Here is a 17,263-nt window from a genome sequence, read left to right as displayed (position 1 = left end):
CCCCGTGACGCAGATCCGTTTGACCCAATTCGGCCTGTCCTACCCGATTTACAGCGGCAATACGCGGTCGCTCAAAAAAACGCTCTTTAAAAATGTGCGGCAGAACATCAAAAAAATCTCACCCGTCGGGGGCGAGGTGGTGATGGAAAACAACGTCGCCGTGGTACGCGCCCTGCATGAGATCACGTTCACCGTTCATGCTGGTGAACGTGTCGGGCTTGTCGGACATAATGGTGCTGGCAAATCGACCTTGTTGCGGGCAATCGCCGGTATTTTCGAGTCGTCGCAGGGAGATCTGCACATCAGGGGCGACGTGCACTCACTATTGGATGCGGGTGCGGGGATGAACCCGGATCTCACAGGGCGCGAAAACATCCAGCTTTACGCCGCCTCTCTGGGCTATACGCGTCAATCTTCCCAATTGCTTGAGCAGGATGTCGAATCCTTCGCGGAATTAGGAGCATTTATGGATATGCCGGTCCGCCTTTATTCCGCTGGTATGGGCGTCAGGCTAGGTTTCGCGTTGGCGACAGCACCTCGACCGGATATTTTATTGATGGATGAGTGGTTTATGGTGGGTGATCAGGGCTTTCATAAGCGTGCGGAGCAGCGTCTTCACAGCCTTGTCGATTACGCAGATATACTCGTCCTGACATCTCATGAGCTTCACGTGCTGCGCAAATGGTGCACGCGCATCATCTGGCTGGAGCATGGCCGGATGCGCATGGATGGCCCGGCGAAGGATGTTCTGGACGCCTATGAGGCCGCCGTGTCTGATGGGAATTAACCGGGAAGCATCCCTGAATTTATCGGTTCAATGCCGATGTGCCCCCGTTTCAAGCCGCGTCGCCTGATGTCAGAGCGACGCGGCATCATTGTCAGCCTCTAAAAATATCGGTGATTTCGGAGAGCAGGGCGAGCGCTTCCTTCTTCGGGCGTTGAAAACTATTACGCCCGATGATCGACCCATTCGCCCCGCCTGCCTTGATGGCGCGAATGGTTGAGAGCAGGCTTTCGGTGTCTGCATGTTCCCCGCCCGAGAAAATCAGGATGCGACGCCCCCCAAAGCTGCTCTGCACAATATGCCGGACGCGTGCTTCCATTGAGCTGATGTCGATTTTCTGTGCTTCATAGACTTTTTTAGCCGCGGGGAGCGAGAGCGCATCGGTCGGCGGCTTGACCTTAATGATATGCGCACCGGCCTCCGCCGCCATATGCGCCGCGTAAGCGCAGATATCGACGGCTGTTTCCCCGGCTTTATCCAGCATCGGTCCCCGAGGATAACTCCAGACCACGACGACAAGGCCGGCCGCTTTCGCCTCCTCGGCGAGCTCCCGCAATTCATTCATCTGTTTGAAGCAATATTCGGAGCCGGGATAGATCGTGAAGCCGATGGCTGAACATCCGAGGCGCAGCGCATCTGACACCGTGCCGGTCACGGCCTGGTCCTTCTCCGTCGCGAGGGAGTTGGAGCTGTTGCACTTCAGGATCAACGGGATTTGACCCGCGAAACTTGAGGCCCCGGCCTCCAACATGCCGATGGGTGCTGCAAAAGCGTTGAGCCCGGCTTCAATCGCGAGGGAGAAATGATAATGCGGGTCATACCCGGCCGGGTTGGCGGCGAAAGAGCGTGCGGGCCCATGTTCAAAGCCCTGATCAACCGGAAGAATGACGAGCTTCCCCGTTCCGGCCAGCTTTCCGGTATTGAGAAGGCGGACAAGATTGGCTTTGGTGCCCGGATTGTCAGATTCGTAATTTTTGAGGATGTCATTGACTTGAGGGGTTAAAGACATTGAGTCCTCCTGATGAATTTGGTTTGCGCAGGCGATGTACGCTTCAGCCATAAGATGGGTAAAGTTTACTCACTCGCCTGCACGAAATTCCCTGAGTGCCGGAGCAAGATATTCCTGCAAATCCGGCGTTCTGGCAAGGGTGATGAGGGTGAAACGCTGGAGGGGACTCAGATCATTCCATTGTGGCTCCGTGAGCGGCGGAATTTTTTCAGCTTCCAGACGCGCAGTGACGGCGGCATCGGGTTTCCTCGGATGGGACCATGATGCATTATCAGGGCTTTGAAACGTTTCAGAAGAATTAAGGTGATGCTGCCCTAGCAATTCAAGGACGCGCGATGCGAAAGCTGCGTGATCCTCCGCCTGGATGCCGGGGAAAATGAGGAGCTCGGCTTTTTCATGCGGGCTGAGACGTTCCCATTGTGCCGGCGCCAGGGTGGAAGATGTCAGCGCCAGCCTCATTCGCAGAAACATCGCAATATATTGCGGAGATTTCAGCAGGCCCTGTTCAAACGCAAGCAGCACGTCAATTTGACTCCTCAAGGCCGAATTTACTCGCCTGAACGTCCGAAGCGCCGGGGCGCCCGGAAACATGTCGTGACGAGTTTACGCGCCGTCCTGACAATATTGCAATCGCCTCAACCGAAACACGAGGAATCGTGAATTGTTTCCTAAATCTACGCTTAACCTCCGCAGGCTGGGCAGCGCCATTCTCGACGCTGCCTTTCTGATCATGTGACGTATTAGAAAGATGTGATGAGCGTCATATAAGCTGCCTGTCTCCGACCATATTGCGCCTGAAAAACGCCAACACCCTCGCCGTCACGAATCTGGTAACGGCGGTCAAAGAGGTTGGCGACGTCAAGCCGCAATTTGATCGGGTGATGCGTGGGCGTATTCATGAAGCTGTGCTGATACCCGATATTAAAGACGGCATATTGCGGCTGCGTCCCCTGATTGGCGAAGCCGGACCGCAACCCGCTACTATAAACGAAATCGAGATAGGCCATATCGTGCCGCGTTTCATAGGAGGCGCCGGCTGACGCGGCGATGGAAGCCTGATGGTCCAGCGCGATGGCGTGCTGCTTGATGTAGGCAAACTCCGCCGCTTCAAACTGGTATTCCGCCGAGTTGATGTCGCGTGCGCGAGTGTGCGCGTATGAGACGTTGCCGAAGAGTGACCAGCCGCCCTTGCACCAGCTATTTGACAATTCGGTGCCGTAAACCTGTTCCGTGCGATAGCTGAAGGGCGTGTTGATAACCGCGCGGCCGAACTGCCCGATATCGCCGAGGTTTTTCGCCCACTTATTAAACGCGTCCAGTGTGATCTGGTAATGCGGCGTCACTTTATAGAGGATACCGGCATCGATATAATGACTGTGCTCAACCTTCAGGGGCGATTCAATCAGGCTTTCCGGCGCTGAGGAGGTATTGGCGAATTTCTGCAAAGTGGCCAGGCCGATATATTGCGGGCTGGGGTGGCGTGAAATAACGCGCATAGCCGATATGAGCCGAGAGTTTCGGCGTCACTTTCCAGACGAAATTGGCGCGCGGGCTGATCTGATGGTCATTCACGAAATTTGATGCGAACTGATCCCAGCGTAGTCCATAATTCAAAGTCAGCTTCCGCGTCACGCGATATTCATCCTGGAGGTAAGCGGCCGCCTGCACGGCCCAGTTACCGGATGTATCGTAAATTGACATGGGGAGGCGCGAAAGCTGCTTACCCTCATCTGACGTGGCGAAGGCCAGGCTCTGCGTCCTGAGCCGCTCGGAGGTATATTGCCCGATTAGTCCGAAACGCAGTGTGTGATCGGATGTCAGGCGATAGGAATTGTCAAATTGCGCGCCGCCCGTGATGTAATCATTCATTTCCTGCTGAGCGATGCCCTGAAATGATAGGTCACGCAGGCGGTCGGGATTATAATTGATGTGCCCATAGCTGATATAGGGGGAAAGCTGCATATTATAGCGATCCGCCGTGTGCTGCCATGACAGGACGCCGTAATAATCCTGCTCAAGCTGCGTATCTCTTAAAAGACGGGATTGAATGGTCTGATCACCCGGGGGGACCAGGCCATTATCAAATTTGATGGGCAAAGCTGTGGTGTTCGGTAGTTGGAAGTGCTGGTATGACGCGCTGCCGAGGAGGGAAATCCGGTTTCGATCATCCACACGGTAAGAGAGATAGGTGAAGCCTTTCCCCTGTCGCGTCCGGTCATGCGTGGGGCGGAATGAGGCTGTCGGATTATCGATACCGATATCATCCTGGTTATAGGATGTGACGAAAAACCAGTCCCACCTCCCTTTACTGCCACCCATTTGCAGGGAGGGGTTGATGGTGTTGTAGCTCCCACCGTAGATGCCTAGCTGGTTTTCCTTGAGGCTCGCGCCCGTCTTCGTCGTGACGTTAATGACGCCCGCCGTACGAAAGCCGAATTGCGCCGGCAATGTGCCGGTCAGCAGGGAGACGGGTTGAATGATGCGGCTATCGAGATCCTGCGCATAACCATGAGGCTTTCAGGGAGAAGGATGCCATTGACGCGATAGGTGAGGTTATTATGGTCACCGCGCACATGGATCTGGCCATTCCCATCCTGTACCACCCCGGGCACGCGCAGCAGATATTGGCTGATTGAAGCATTCTGGCCCCCTGGGGTGACGTTGATCTGACGCTGATCAATTTTATAGGAGACGGCACCGAGGCTGGGGAAAATCCATGCCCGTGCATGGTCCAGCTTCGCTGAGACCGTGATCGACTCTTCTTCCGACGATTGATAAGCGCGCGACGACGTGCGGGCCTGTGACGGGGCCTTTTGCGTGGAAGCGGGACGTTGGGACGTCCCGGACGCGTCTTTGCGTAACGCGTCACCCTGCGCCTGGGCGAGACAGTGGCCGTCGAAAGGAAGTAGGCGGCGCAGCAGATCCCTGTTCTGCGGCTGAACATCAGAGCAGGCCGTGACAAATCCGTCTGATGGGAAATGAGAGCATGACGAGAGGCGCGTGCATCTCGATTTTCAGGTCGTCGAATCATTTTTATGCCTCTGTTGAACAAAATTTAGAAAAGAGTGTCGATAAGCAGCTTCACATTCAGTGCCAGGATGATCCCCGCGACGCCCCAGCTCGCGACGGCAAAACTCTTACGAAGCTGGAATGGCCCCATGATTTTGCGGCTCGAGACAAAGAGGATGAGCGGGATCACCGCAAAAGGCAGTTGCAGCGACAACACGACCTGACTCACAATCAGAAGCGTGTTGACACTGCCATCGCCATAGAAGGCGACGGTGAAAATCACCGGGATGATGGCGATGTCACGTGTCAGAAGCCGCCGCGCCCATCGCGCAATGCGGAGATGGAGAAACCCCTCCATGACAATCTGATCGGCCAGCGTTCCGGTAATGGTGGAATTTGTGCCCGCAGCGAGCAGCGCAACCGCAAAAAGCGTTGAGGCCAGTCCAAAGCCCAGAACGGGGGAAAGCAGACGATAAGCGTCCTCAATTTCCGCCACATTCTGATAGGCCGTATTGTGAAAGGCCGCGGCGGCGACAATCAGAATGGCGGCATTGATGAAAAGGGCGAGCATCAGGGCGACGGAACTGTCCGTGACACTCCAGCGCAGGGCATCACGACGTTCAGCAATTGAGGCGCCGTAAGCGCGGGTCTGAACGATGGCGGAATGAAGATACAGATTATGCGGCATCACCGTCGCGCCAATGACACCGATGGCGATATAAAGCATACCAGGATGTGTCACCACGTCGCGATGCGGGATGAATCCGCGCAGTAATTCGGCGACAGGTGGCGCGGCGGCGATAATCTGAAGCGTGAAGCAGAGAGCAATCACGCCCAATAGAAGCTGCAGGGCGATCGCGGTGCCGATCACCTCTGCGACAGCACATGCAATGATGGCGATTTCACAGGCAATCCAGAGCGGGAAACTCAGCCAATGCGGGCACCATTCCCGACATGCCTGCGCGAGGTTCCGACCCGTCGCGATGCCGAGGCGCGCGCTGAGTGCCTGTAACAAAATTGCCATGAAGTTGGACAGCAGGATCACACAGAGCAGGCGATAGCCATATTGCGCCCCCCTGTAGATCAGTCGCCCAGTTACCGGGGTCCATATAGCCGACAGCGACAAGATAGCCCGGCCCCATATAGGAAAATAATTTGCGTGCCCAGTTCTGGTCCGGTGACGCCACGCGAATGGTAGAGAAAACCTCAGGAAGGCTGGCTCTGTCGCGATTTTGCGCCGAAGCATTCGGTGGGAAAACGTCGCCTTGCATTATCTTCCTATCCCATTTTCAAGACGCGTTACCATGCCACGAAATGCTCTCTCTGCGACAAAACATGCCTGTTTCCAACGAGAAGGTTAATGTACATTATAACGTGTTGTTGACAATAACTCTCATTTGAAACGAGCTTGTTTCGTGACACTCGGCTTACGTCTGTTGCATATTAGCCACTCTCCATAACGCGTTGCGTCGGGAGGGGACTTTCGATGAAACTCACGCGTTCTCCGCAAGATGCGTCAATTCATCGCAAGGCCCGGGCCGCCCTATTTACGTTAAGACTTAACGCACGTTAAAAGGCGCGCGCTAAAGGCGAGGGGGTCAGGACTCAGGTGGCGATGTAGAATTTAGACGGGATGCTGGCGCAGATCGCATCCGAAATTGCGAAGATTACCTATCGTGGACGGGTGGCGGACTATATTCCGCCACTTGCCGATGTCTCTCTGGACAAATTCGGCATGTCTGTGTGCTTGGCAGACGGCACATGTGCCCGGACGGGAGACGCGCAGGAAGGTTTTTCAATCCAGAGTGTGTCGAAAATTTTCGCTCTGACTCTGGCGCTACAACATGATGCGGCTGAAATCTGGCAGCGCGTCGGGCGTGAGCCTTCCGGCACGCCCTTTAACTCCATCGTGCAGCTCGAAAGTGAGCATGGCATCCCCCGCAACCCGTTTATCAATGCGGGCGCCATCGTCATCGCAGATATCCTCACTGCACGATATGGTGCGCAAGGTATGCAGGATAAATTGCTGGCCCTCGTGCGTGATCTTTCAGGACCAGCCGCAATGGGGGAATCGCTCGTCAGTATTAATGAGGCGACCGCTCGGGCGGGAAAACTTTCCGAGCATCGGAACGTGGCGCTGGCTCAATATATGCGGGTCTTCGGCAATATACGTCGTGACGTTGAGGAAACGCTGGATGCGTATTTTCATCAATGCGCCCTGACGATGAGTTGCACCCAACTCGCGCGGGCGGGGCGCTACCTCATGATGGCGGGCTGGACCATTTTCAGCTAGGCGGTGGCGCGTTACTTCAACGGTGCGTTCTTTCACGCGGGGCGCGGTGCCGTTCCGCCGATAATCCGCCCTTCACGGTCCGTCACAATGACATCGACCTCAATGTCGGACGGGGCGAGGCAAACGCGCGTGACGGAAGCGGCTTCCGCCGCGATCAGATCGCTCAGAGCGGGATGGTTCGCGAGTTGAAACGCCCCAGCACCGTGTTGGCGCGGCGCATCCTCTCCCTGATTTCCGACGTGACGCCGAGTTTCTCCGCCATGATGGCGAGGCTGCCCGGGTCCGCCAGAGTGCGGCTTGAATGGAGGTCCAGATGGCCCTGCGCCAGCTTGGCCATTTTTGCGATGCCTCCCGCGATGGTGAGATGCGGGACAGGATGCTGGCGAAGATATTTCAGCATCCCGCCAACAAAATCACCCATCTCAATCAGGGCCGCGTCAGGAAGAGCGTAAAAAGCTTTAACACACGCCTCCGACGTGCTGCCCGTGCTGCCCGCAATGTGTGTAAGGCCGCTGGCGCGCGCGACGTCAATGCCGCGATGAATCGTATCTATCCACGCGGAACAGGAAAATGGCACGACAATGCCGGTTGTCTCCAATATTGAGAGGCCACCGACAATTCCCAATCTCGGATTGAGCGTCTGGCGGGCGAGGGCTTCACCATTTTCGACACTGATGGTCACGATGGCGTCGGCACTTTGAGGGGTGACTTCCATGAGGGCATTCGTGATCATGCGGCGCGGCACTGGGTTGATGGCCGGGGCACCGGGTGGGTGATTACACCTACACCTTTACCCGCCTTGAAGGTCACGCCTTGTCCCACCGCGCCTCGCGCAACCGACGCGGTGATGAGCGCGCCATGCGTCACATCCGGGTTATCACCCGCATCTTTGATGATGCGCGCCCAGGCTAACTCACCCATTTGACCGCATCCATCCAAAGCGAAGCTGACCTGACGCTGATTCGGCAATGTGATGGTGACGGGGTCGGGGAATTGACCCATCTGAAGCCAGCTCCAGGCGGATTTCGCTGCGGCGGTGGCGCAACCGCCCGTTGTCCAGCCGCGCCTTAAAGGGGGCGTTCCCGGTCTTTTATCATGGGTTTGAGTGGATCATCGGGTCAGGCCATCGATACATCATAAAGATGGAACATTTCGATTACGTTGCAGATCCGACCATTCCCCGTTGAGAAGCATCACCTCGACGCTGTCTTACCATAGGCTTTTCGCGGGTGGTGAGGCAATCAGCTTGGCGCTTTCCACATATCTTACCTCGACGCGCCGTTAAGATTAAAATATAGTGATGACCTGTTACCGAGGTGCCCTCACGGGCTTAAAGGGGAAGACGGTGCGCCCAAGACTCCGATGATTTTCAAAGGAGATGGGTCAGGCCGGCGCTGCCCCCGCAACTGTAAGTGGTTTGATATCAGGGCGATCGCGCACTGGGCGTCTCATGACGATGTCCAGGAAGGTGCCCTGAAGGAGCGATCCGTGCCACGAGCCAGGAGACCTGCCTCGCATCATTTGAGTCGACGATACTGGCTGGCGGGGTGCCCGGTTGGTGTAGAATGCCGCGGGGCTTGACGCCCGTTGCGGTTTTTGCCGATGCATGTTGCGTGCGCTAGCCGTTTTGTCGCGCTTTTCCCGCCTCAAAGGCGTCCATGATGAATGAAAATGCCGCGACCCGCCCGCATCTGAGCATATGTCTCACTTGCGCCGCGACCGATAAGGACATTTCCGGCCAGAAGCTCTAAGATGCTGTCACGGAGGCCAATGATGGAAGTGTCGAGGTGGTTGGCGTGAATTGCCTGGCATCCTGCCGGAATACATGTTTCGCCACGATTTCCATGCCCGGGAAGTGGGGGTAACTGATGGGCCATCTCCATGCCGGACTCGCACAGGACCTGCTGACATATATTGCAGCCTATCGCCGCTCAGCGCGCGGCGTCGTCCCGCCATCCAAACGGCCTGCCAGTCTTTAGAAAGTCATGATCGGTCGTTTCCCGACCTTTACGCAGAGGGATATCGCATGAACGTTCAACTCACGAAAATTCCGGTTACCATCATCACCGGCTTCCTCGGTGCGGGTAAAACGACCTTGCTGCGCCATCTTCTCGAACATGCGAATGGGCGTCGTATCGCGATTGTCGTCAATGAATTCGGCGCGGTCGGGGTGGATGGCGACACGTTGAGAAGCCGCGGCGTGACAGGTTGCGCGGAGTCCGGTGTCATTGAGCTGACAAATGGCTGCCTTTGCTGCACCGTGGTGGATGATTTCATCCCGACAATGCAAAGCCTTCTGGACCGCGACAACCCGCCTGAACATGTGGTGATCGAAACATCCGGGCTGGCCCTGCTGAAGCCCCTTCTGAAGGCGTTTAACTGGCCTTCCATACGGACGCGCATGACGGTGGATGGCGTGATTACCGTCGTCGATGTCCCTGCCGTTGCGGAAGGGTGCTTCGCGGATGACCCGCAAGCCGTGGCAGCCCAAAGGGCGGAAGATCCATCCCTCGACCATGACAACCCGCTCGCTGAGGTGTTTGAGGATCAGCTCGATTCCGCCGATCTCGTCATCCTCAATAAATCGGATCTCGTCTCATCATCACAATTGCGCACCGTCATCGGCCAGCTTGATGCGCGCGCGTCGGGTCGGGGTGGTTGTGGCGCGCCATGGATGGGTTGACCCGACCGTTATGCTCGGCATCGCCGCCGCCGCGGAAAATGACCTCGCGTCACGACCCTCGCATCATGATGGTGCGGAGGCGCATGAGCATGATGATTTCGTGTCATTCGTGATGGATCTGCCGTTACAAGACAATGCCGAGGCGTTTATCGCCAAGGCTGAGCGCGCCGCTTCCGGGCAGAATATCCTGCGTATGAAAGGTTACGCCCATATTCAAAATCGGGATCTGCCCCTGGGGATTCAGGCGGTCGGCCAACGCATCCAGCATGGATTTGCCCCGATGGCCCTCCGATCCGCTCAAGCCGCGCCGGATGCTGCCGGGAAGATCGTTGTCATTGCGCAGAAGGGATTGGATGAGGACGCGGTGCGCCGCGCCTTCACAGGGTAGGGCATGTACCTCCTTCTGCGTGAGCAGCATAATATCGAGGCGCAGGATGTGGCGGAGGATCTGGACCATCCGGCGGCGCCCCTTCTGCTCATGTCCTTCACCGATAGTGATCTCCTCGGCCTCTCGGCTGCCGCAGCCGCGCAAAGTGCCGACGCGGAGGGTGTGCTTCAGCTTGTTAATCTGCAACAATTGCGCCACCCCATGTCCGTCGATCTTTATCTTGAGAAGACGGCGGCGGGTGCGCGCGTCATTGTGATGCGCCTTCTTGGTGGGCTGGAATATTGGCGTTATGGCGTTGAGGAACTGGTGGCTCTGTGCCGCGCCCGCAAGATCGCTTTGGCCCTGTTGCCGGGTGCCTGTCAGAGCACGAATGCATTACGGGAAAAATCAACCGTCTCCCCGGAGATATGGTCACGGCTGAATGGATTTTTTCAGGAGGGGGTAGAGTAATTGGTCAGGCGCTTTCCGACTGATGCGCAGCCTCGCGGGGTTGGCGGAAGATGATGGTGCGTCTGCAGAGAGCCTTCCATCCTGCGGTATTTACCGCACAGTTGCGGCGCGGTCGGATGCGGGCCGCGCCGTTGGGACGCCGCGCACAGCTTGGGTGATTTTTACCGCGCCCATCTGGCGGCGGGCGATCTGGAAGGTATCGACGCGTTGATTGCGGCCCTGGCTGAGGCCGGTTTGGACGTAAAGGCGCTTTTCGTCGCCTCATTGAAAAATGACGCGGTCGCAGCGTGGCTGGCGCAGATGATGGACAGCGCGCCCCCGAACATCATCCTGAATGCCACGTTTTTCTCCGCCCGTCGGGAGGGGGAAGGACGATCCGTCTGAGGACGCGAGTATTCTCGACCGCGCGCAGGTTCCAGTCATTCAGCTTCTACAGCCGAGCGCAACGCGCGCCCAGTGGATGAAGGCCACGCGCGGTCTCTCCCAAATCCGATATTGCCATGCAGATCGCCTTGCCGGAATTAGACGGGCGCATTGACGGGCCGCCAATTTCCTTCCGTAAAGAGGCGCCACCCGGCTTTCCAACGCGGCGGGAGGCCTTCCCGGAAGGTGTGGCGCAGGCTGTTTCCATGGCGGAAGGCTGGATCCGACTGGCGGCGACCCCTCCCGCGCAGCGTCAATTGGCGCTGATCCTTTCCGATTATCCCGGTGCGGAAGGCCAGATGACGCATGCTGTCGGGCTGGATGGTTTTGCGAGCATCGCATCCATTCTCCAATTGCTCGTTGAATCTGGCTATGACACATTCCCAAATGACCCGGTTGCGATTGCAGGGCAGATTACCCAGACGCAACCCATCCCGATCCTGTCCGCTGCCGAATATCGACGGCTTTTCATAACCCTTCCCCAAGAGGTGCGTGAAGCGGTCACTGCCTTGTGGGGCACGCCGGACCGGGCGATTTCGGCGCGTTTCCACCTTTATGGAAAAGTATGCGTTGCCGTGCAGCCGCGTCGAAGTCAGGCGAGAGACCATAAGGCGCATTATCACGACCCCGATGCGATGCCGGGACATGAGTATCTCGGTTTTCACCTCTGGATGCATCACGTTCAGGCCCCTCATGCCATGATCCATCTTGGCGCGCATGGCACGATGGAGTGGCTGCCGGGCAAGGCCGTGGCGCTGTCGCGCGCCTCTCTGCCGCAGGCACTCTGTCGGGGGCTGCCCGTCATTTACCCGTTTATTGTCAATAACCCCAGAGATGCCGCGGCGGCGAAGCGGCGACTTGGCGCGGTAACAATCGGGCATATGACCCCCATGCGCAAGGCCGGGCATGATCACCACCTTGCGGCGCTTGAACGCCTGATCGATGAATACGCAGAAGCGGAGGGTATGGACCGACGACGCGGGAAGAATCTGCGGCGGGACATCATCCTCAAAGCGCAGTCCTGCGGTTTGTGGGATGAATGCCGCCTTTCAGAAACCCAACTCAACGAAGATGAAGCTCTGGCGCAGATCGGTGCGGCTTATCTGGTGGCCTCAGGCTGGGCCTACAAGGATGAAGGCGCTGAGGCGGGAAGCCGCGGCCTTTCAGGCACAATTAAGGCAATCGGAACTCATCCTGCATGTGCAGGACCACGCCGAGACTGATCTGCTTGATACGCCGGATTGGGCAGCGCATGAGGGTGGGCTTGCGGCTGCAGCCGCCGCTGCAGGCGGGCAGCCGCGCCTTTGGCACGGCGATACAAGTGACGGGCAAAAAATGCGCCTGCGCCAATTGGAGGACGAGGTTGCCCGGATCACGCGCGGACGGCTGACGAACCCTGCCTGGATCACCGCGATGCAACGCCACCATTATCGCGGCGCGGCTGAAATCGCCCGCGCTGTCGCCGCTTTATGCGGGTTTGCGGTGACCCTGCCCTCGCATTTCGATACGCAATTTGACCTTGTTTTTGCAGCGACACTTGGCGACACGAAATGCGATCAGTTTCTGCGTGATGCCAATCCTGAAGCGCGGGAGGATATAAGGCAGCGCCTGGAAATAATGTGGCGGCATGGCCAAATGGAAGCCGCGCAGCAACAGCGTCGCCCTGGCGCTTGCCCCGTGACGCGCGCCCTCATCATCGTCGTACCGCATTCCGGCGCGGGCAAAACCACTGTGACGCTCGCTTTGCTTCTGGCCTTCAAAAATGCGGGTCTGCGGGTGCGGGCGGCCAAATGCGGACCTGATTATATCGACCCGCAATTCCACGCCGCCATCACGAAAGCCCCATGCCCGAATTTGGATGGCTGGGCCATGTCACCCGCTTACCTGCGTCAACAGCTCGCGCGTCTCGCGGAGGGTGCGGATCTCGTGCTGATTGAAGCATCGATGGGGCTCTATGACGGTTTTGACGCCGTGCAGGGATGTCGCGGCAGTGCCGCGGATCTGGCGGCGTTATTGCAGATTCCGGTGATGCTCGTGATAGATGTGCGCGGGCAGGGGCAGTCTGCTGCGATGATTGCAAGCGGCTTCGCGCGGTGGCGTGACGATGTCCGACTGGCCGGAGTCTGGTTCAATCATATCGTCTCGGACCGGCATAAAACGCTTTGCGCGGCCGATCTTGATGTGAAATTGCTGGGCACGATGCGGCGAACCGCCTCTTTGAGCATGCCGCGCCGCCATCTCGGCCTTGTCCAGCCATCCGAATATGAGGCGTGGCGGGCTGGGATTGAGGAGGTGGCACGCCAGATGGCCTGCGAGAACAATCTTGATGATTGTCTCGACGCGGCCTGCAAGCTGGATATTGGACGGTTGCGCGATACAACGCCTTCTACGCCGCGCTTCGTGCCGCTTCCACCGCCGGGGCAGAATATCACTGTTGCGCGTGATGCCACTTTTACCTTCATCTACCCGCATCTGCTTGAAGCCTGGCGTGACCAGGGGGCAAACGTCAGATTTTTCTCACCCCTGTTGGATGAAGGGCCGCCCGAGGATTGCGATGCATGTTGGCTCCCGGGCGGTTATCCCGAACTCCATGCCGGTATCCTGTCTCAATCCGATCAATTCAGGCGGTCGATCCATGCATTTGCTCGCACGCGGCCCGTCCACGGGGAATGTGGCGGCTATATGGTGTTGGGAGAAACGTTGGAGGACGCGTCGGGCCACACACATAATATGTTGGGGCTGCTTTCCTACCAAACGAGTTTTGCGCGTCGCAAAATGACACTGGGTTATCGGGAGGCTCATCTGGATGCCGCCTCCATTCTGGGGCCGAAAGGGACGATTTGCAGGGGGCACGAATTTCATTATGCGCGCGTCATCGCCTCCGGTCATGATGATGCGCTTGCGACGATTTATGATGGCGCGGGGAAGTTGATCGGCAAGGCTGGCGGTAAGCGCGGAAAAGTCTCGGGAAGCTTTTTTCATGTGATGTCACGCCGGATGTAACATGCTGCCTCCATTTTTATCCACCCAGCGCGGTGAGGTGCATGAGGCTGTCATACGATGCGCCTGACCCTCATCCGCCATCCTCCCGATTGAGAACCCACGTCATGTCTGTTACGGCAGGACGGAGCGCCCCCTCGTACCAGGTTGGCAGCGTATCGCGCGCGCATGGCCGTTGACGGGACGGATTTACTGCTCACCCTCCGCGCAGTGTCTGACACCGGCGCGATTCGCTGTTGGCACGGCCTGTCGCCTACAGGTGGATCCTCGCCTTGTCGAGCTTGATTTCGGCGTGTGGGAGGAAGTGCCTTGGGATGTGACCCCGAAAGGTGAACTCGATGCATGGGCGCGCGACCCGGAAAATTTCCGCCCGGGTGGTGGCGAATCGGTTTCGATGTTGCAAAAGCGCCTCATGCCATTCTGGCAGGAGGTGACAGGTCAGGAAACTGACGCGACCGTGGTGACCCATGGCGGGCCGAGCAAAATCCTGATGGCGTTGGCCGAGGGGCGAAATGGCGCCTCAGTGACCCGCCCCTGTTGCCAGGATGTGTGGCGACGTTTAACATTACACCACCGACATAAATTAAGTTTTGATAAATAAAGTTGCATCTCACCTCCTTGAACTCAAGAGCTGATGGAGCCCTGACGAATCATGCGTTTTCATCGGCCTTTGCGTGGTGTAACTCTCCGGTATCTCCGCTCACATTTTCGAGCGGAGGCTTGGGGGTCACTTTACATTAAACAAACTTCACGTTAGTCACATGATTTCAATGTGTTGAATGTAATATTTCCAGGTTATAAGGGAATTTTTCACCTTATCCGGGAAGTAAAGTGGAAAACAACATCTCCGCAAAGAAGGCGAATTGATGAAGACGCAAAAAAGAGTTCCGTTGATCAGTGCCCTCATCGCTTTGATTTTCGGCCTTCCTGCCAGCGCCCATCCAGATGGCGCGCCACCCGCCTCCCCCAAGGTGGCGGGGGACTTCCCGACACAGGCGTCGCAGCTTCAGTCGCAGCTCACGCAGGAGAAGGCAAAGCGCCGTCAGCACGGTTACGTCGCCAAAACCAGCGTGCCGCAACTTCCCCAGCCTGAGGCCATTCTGGTGGATCCGGGTGGCGTCAATACCTGGCTTCGGGAACGGGGCATCGCCATCCTTCTCGATAACACAAATGAAATGTCAGGGATGCTGCATCGGCCCACATCAGGGCTCGGCCTGAAACAGGGTGCAAGCAATGCCGGGCAGTATTCTCTCGAAGACGATATTGACTGGGAGCGTCTGGTCGGCATCAGGGGGCTTGCGACACATGCTATTATCGTCGGACGTTACGGCATTCCGGCAAGTCGGATGTTCGGCGATAATCTCAATCCGAGTCAGGAAATTTACGGCAGTGGTGGCAATGTCTTCGTCCACCTTGTCTTTGCCTATGCGGAAGAAAGTCTTTTCAGTGATCGCCTGGCCTTTGCGGCAGGGCGCATGTCCTTCCTCTCTGACTTCTCGGCCAATCCGCTTTATTGTAACTTCATGAATAATGCTTTCTGCGGCAACCCGAAAGCATCGAGCGACAATTTAGCCCATGCCTCCTACCCGGACGCGAACTGGGCTTTCAGGGTGCGGACTCGTCCAACCAAGGACTCGATCTTTTCTTTCGGCGTGTATCTCACGCAAACCCAGGCGATTTACGGCAATGCCCAGATGCGCACTGGTTTCAAATTTAACGGCGCGACGATTGATGGCGCGGCAATGCCGGTTGAAATCGCATGGACGCCGAATTTCGGGAGGCACCATCAGCTGCCCGGACATTATAAAATCGGCATGGCTTATGACACGGCCGACCACAAAGATAATTTCTTTGACGGGATGAACACGCCAGCCGCCTTATCAGGCCTGCCTGTGCGCTATGATCACGGTGCGTGGGCGGCTTGGGGCCTGGCGGATCAGATGATCTATCATTACCCGGGTGGTGCGCCGGATGCCGGTATTACGCTGCTGGGCGTCACTTATTTCAATCAGCCCGAAACGTCCACGCGGTGGCAGCAATATTCCATCGGTATGTTAAATCGTGGGTTCTGGAAATCCCGCCCTCTCGATGCGATGGGTTTGAACTTCACCTACATGCGCGTGTCTCCCGACCTTTATCGGTCGCAGCTTCTCTATCAGCAACAAGGCATGAAACTGCCGAATGGCTCGCTCTTCCCCCAGAAAAACGCGTATGTTTTTGAGGCAATGTATCAGATCCATGTTTTCCGGGGGATCACCTTCGCACCGGACTTCCAGTATTTTTTCAATCCGGGCGGCATGAAGCCATTGAAAAACCAGGCAATGCTGGGCTTCAAAAGCCATATCGAACTTTTCTGAATCCGGTCGGGGCGGGCTGCATGCCCGTCCTTCTCAGTAGCTGACTCCAATTTCAAATTCCGCCACCGCGTCACGTGGCGGCGTCAGTGCTGTGGCGGACTCTCCCCCTCTGGTGAAGAGAGGGCTTCATCCGCTGATGGGGCAACATCCTGCGGAAGGGACGTGGTTTCGTTCGCGCGTGTTGGCGGTGAGAAGCTGGTCATGAAACGTTCCGCCAGCGCGCCATAGAGACTTTTCTTGCAGATGACGCGTGACACGCCGAAAACAAGGAAGGAAGTCGCCATAAAGGCCAGAGTTACTTGTTGATTATCGGACATTTCCATAACGATGACGGTGGCTGTCAATGGTGCCTGCACAACCGCTGAAAAATACCCCACGACGCCAAGCAGGACGACCGCGCCAGCCGAAGTGTGCAGCAGAAACTGGCTGATCCAACCCCCAATCCCCGCCCCCACCGAAAGGGAAGGCGCAAAAATACCGCCCGGAATACCGGACCAGTAGGAGATGACGGTGGCGGAGAGTTTATACAGGAAGAACGACGCCGGATAATGCTCCCGCCCATCAATGATCGCGCGTGCCTGTGCATATCCGGTGCCGTAGGTCGCGCCATGTGAAATCAGGCCGATCACGGCGAGACCTAACCCGCACAGAATGACGAGGATCATAACCCGCGGGTCCCAGGACAGGATTTGACTGCGTAACTGCGCCGCTGCATCGGCCAGCGCCGCGAAACTGACGGCGGCAATGCCGACAAGGATGGTGCCCACCCAATAGGGCAAGGCGCGCCGCCACTGCGTCGTCGTCACCCAGACGGAACGCCTTATATGGCGTATGTGTGTCGAGGCGTTAGGAAGGGGGGCTTACCTT

Annotated in this window: 14 protein-coding genes, 3 pseudogenes and 1 riboswitch; of the genes and pseudogenes, 9 read left to right on the top strand and 8 right to left on the bottom strand. The window is 57.2% G+C overall.

The window, feature by feature from the left end:
* The first annotated feature begins 4 nt into the window (after positions 1–4).
* Positions 5–787 (top strand): ABC transporter ATP-binding protein, encoded by a 783-nt coding sequence (locus tag AAYR33_07005; GenBank protein ID XAO70793.1) that lies wholly within the window; start codon positions 5–7, stop codon positions 785–787.
* Between the two features lie 91 nt (positions 788–878).
* On the opposite strand, the gene AAYR33_07000 is transcribed toward AAYR33_07005, so the two are convergent.
* From AAYR33_07000 to AAYR33_06975, 6 genes and pseudogenes are all read right to left on the bottom strand, one after another.
* Entirely contained in the window at positions 879–1,793 is a 915-nt protein-coding gene (locus AAYR33_07000; GenBank protein ID XAO70792.1) for a class I fructose-bisphosphate aldolase, read from the bottom strand.
* Between the two features lie 69 nt (positions 1,794–1,862).
* Entirely contained in the window at positions 1,863–2,315 is a 453-nt protein-coding gene (locus AAYR33_06995) for a nitrate reductase associated protein (GenBank protein ID XAO70791.1), read from the bottom strand.
* 218 nt (positions 2,316–2,533) lie between these two features.
* Positions 2,534–3,289, bottom strand: a complete 756-nt coding sequence (locus AAYR33_06990; protein ID XAO70790.1) for a TonB-dependent receptor — start codon at positions 3,287–3,289, stop codon at positions 2,534–2,536.
* The gene (locus AAYR33_06985; protein XAO70789.1) at positions 3,192–4,241 is read right to left on the bottom strand and encodes a TonB-dependent receptor; all 1,050 of its coding nucleotides are present in this window, start codon (positions 4,239–4,241) and stop codon (positions 3,192–3,194) included. Before AAYR33_06985 ends, AAYR33_06990 begins: the two co-directional genes overlap by 98 nt.
* 8 nt (positions 4,242–4,249) lie before the next feature.
* On the bottom strand, positions 4,250–4,405 hold the full coding sequence (locus AAYR33_06980) for a hypothetical protein (protein XAO70788.1): 156 nt from the start codon (positions 4,403–4,405) through the stop codon (positions 4,250–4,252).
* 443 nt (positions 4,406–4,848) lie between these two features.
* Positions 4,849–6,073 (bottom strand): annotated as a pseudogene (locus tag AAYR33_06975) (Nramp family divalent metal transporter).
* 362 nt (positions 6,074–6,435) lie between these two features.
* On the opposite strand from AAYR33_06975, the gene AAYR33_06970 reads away from it, so the two are divergent.
* Positions 6,436–7,095: a glutaminase gene (locus AAYR33_06970; GenBank protein ID XAO70787.1), complete on the top strand. Its 660-nt coding sequence runs from the start codon at positions 6,436–6,438 to the stop codon at positions 7,093–7,095.
* A gap of 163 nt (positions 7,096–7,258) precedes the next feature.
* Here the strand turns inward: AAYR33_06970 and AAYR33_06965 are convergent.
* Positions 7,259–8,106 (bottom strand): annotated as a pseudogene (locus AAYR33_06965) (cobalt-precorrin-5B (C(1))-methyltransferase).
* A gap of 286 nt (positions 8,107–8,392) precedes the next feature.
* A riboswitch (cobalamin riboswitch) is annotated at positions 8,393–8,625 on the top strand.
* A 496-nt stretch (positions 8,626–9,121) separates the two neighbouring features.
* On the opposite strand from AAYR33_06965, the pseudogene cobW reads away from it, so the two are divergent.
* The 7 genes and pseudogenes from cobW to AAYR33_06930 all read left to right on the top strand — a co-directional run bounded on the left by cobW (position 9,122) and on the right by AAYR33_06930 (position 16,396).
* Positions 9,122–10,166 (top strand): annotated as a pseudogene (gene cobW / locus AAYR33_06960) (cobalamin biosynthesis protein CobW).
* A gap of 3 nt (positions 10,167–10,169) precedes the next feature.
* Positions 10,170–10,616: a hypothetical protein gene (locus AAYR33_06955; GenBank protein ID XAO70786.1), complete on the top strand. Its 447-nt coding sequence runs from the start codon at positions 10,170–10,172 to the stop codon at positions 10,614–10,616.
* A gap of 150 nt (positions 10,617–10,766) precedes the next feature.
* Complete coding sequence (locus tag AAYR33_06950) at positions 10,767–11,000, top strand: cobaltochelatase subunit CobN (protein XAO70785.1); 234 nt, start codon at positions 10,767–10,769, stop codon at positions 10,998–11,000.
* Between the two features lie 116 nt (positions 11,001–11,116).
* A complete protein-coding gene (locus AAYR33_06945; protein ID XAO70784.1) occupies positions 11,117–12,262 on the top strand; it encodes a cobaltochelatase subunit CobN in 1,146 nt (381 codons plus the stop codon).
* Positions 12,171–14,042, top strand: coding sequence for a cobyrinate a,c-diamide synthase (locus AAYR33_06940; GenBank protein XAO70783.1), 1,872 nt, complete (start codon positions 12,171–12,173; stop codon positions 14,040–14,042). The genes AAYR33_06945 and AAYR33_06940 overlap by 92 nt, the downstream gene beginning before the upstream one ends.
* 172 nt (positions 14,043–14,214) lie before the next feature.
* Positions 14,215–14,640 (top strand): histidine phosphatase family protein, encoded by a 426-nt coding sequence (locus tag AAYR33_06935; GenBank protein ID XAO70782.1) that lies wholly within the window; start codon positions 14,215–14,217, stop codon positions 14,638–14,640.
* A gap of 265 nt (positions 14,641–14,905) precedes the next feature.
* Positions 14,906–16,396, top strand: coding sequence for a carbohydrate porin (locus tag AAYR33_06930; protein XAO70781.1), 1,491 nt, complete (start codon positions 14,906–14,908; stop codon positions 16,394–16,396).
* An 83-nt stretch (positions 16,397–16,479) separates the two neighbouring features.
* Here the strand turns inward: AAYR33_06930 and AAYR33_06925 are convergent, their stop codons facing one another.
* Positions 16,480–17,220, bottom strand: a complete 741-nt coding sequence (locus tag AAYR33_06925) for a chloride channel protein (GenBank protein ID XAO72425.1) — start codon at positions 17,218–17,220, stop codon at positions 16,480–16,482.
* Positions 17,221–17,263: the final 43 nt, after the last annotated feature.

The organism is Acetobacteraceae bacterium (assembly GCA_039613835.1).
In the GTDB taxonomy this organism is placed as follows: Bacteria; Pseudomonadota; Alphaproteobacteria; order Acetobacterales; family Acetobacteraceae; genus Sorlinia.
This window is presented reverse-complemented; position numbering and strand designations above follow the sequence as displayed.

Excerpts from the sequence above, each read along its gene's own strand:
- AAYR33_07000 (XAO70792.1), bottom strand. The coding sequence starts at position 1,793 with ATGTCTTTAACCCCTCAAGTCAATGACATCCTCAAAAATTACGAATCT.
- AAYR33_06990 (XAO70790.1), bottom strand. The coding sequence starts at position 3,289 with ATGCGCGTTATTTCACGCCACCCCAGCCCGCAATATATCGGCCTGGCC.
- AAYR33_06970 (XAO70787.1), top strand. The coding sequence starts at position 6,436 with ATGCTGGCGCAGATCGCATCCGAAATTGCGAAGATTACCTATCGTGGA.
- AAYR33_06955 (XAO70786.1), top strand. The coding sequence starts at position 10,170 with ATGTACCTCCTTCTGCGTGAGCAGCATAATATCGAGGCGCAGGATGTG.
- AAYR33_06945 (XAO70784.1), top strand. The coding sequence starts at position 11,117 with ATGCAGATCGCCTTGCCGGAATTAGACGGGCGCATTGACGGGCCGCCA.
- AAYR33_06940 (XAO70783.1), top strand. The coding sequence starts at position 12,171 with ATGAAGGCGCTGAGGCGGGAAGCCGCGGCCTTTCAGGCACAATTAAGG.
- AAYR33_06930 (XAO70781.1), top strand. The coding sequence starts at position 14,906 with ATGAAGACGCAAAAAAGAGTTCCGTTGATCAGTGCCCTCATCGCTTTG.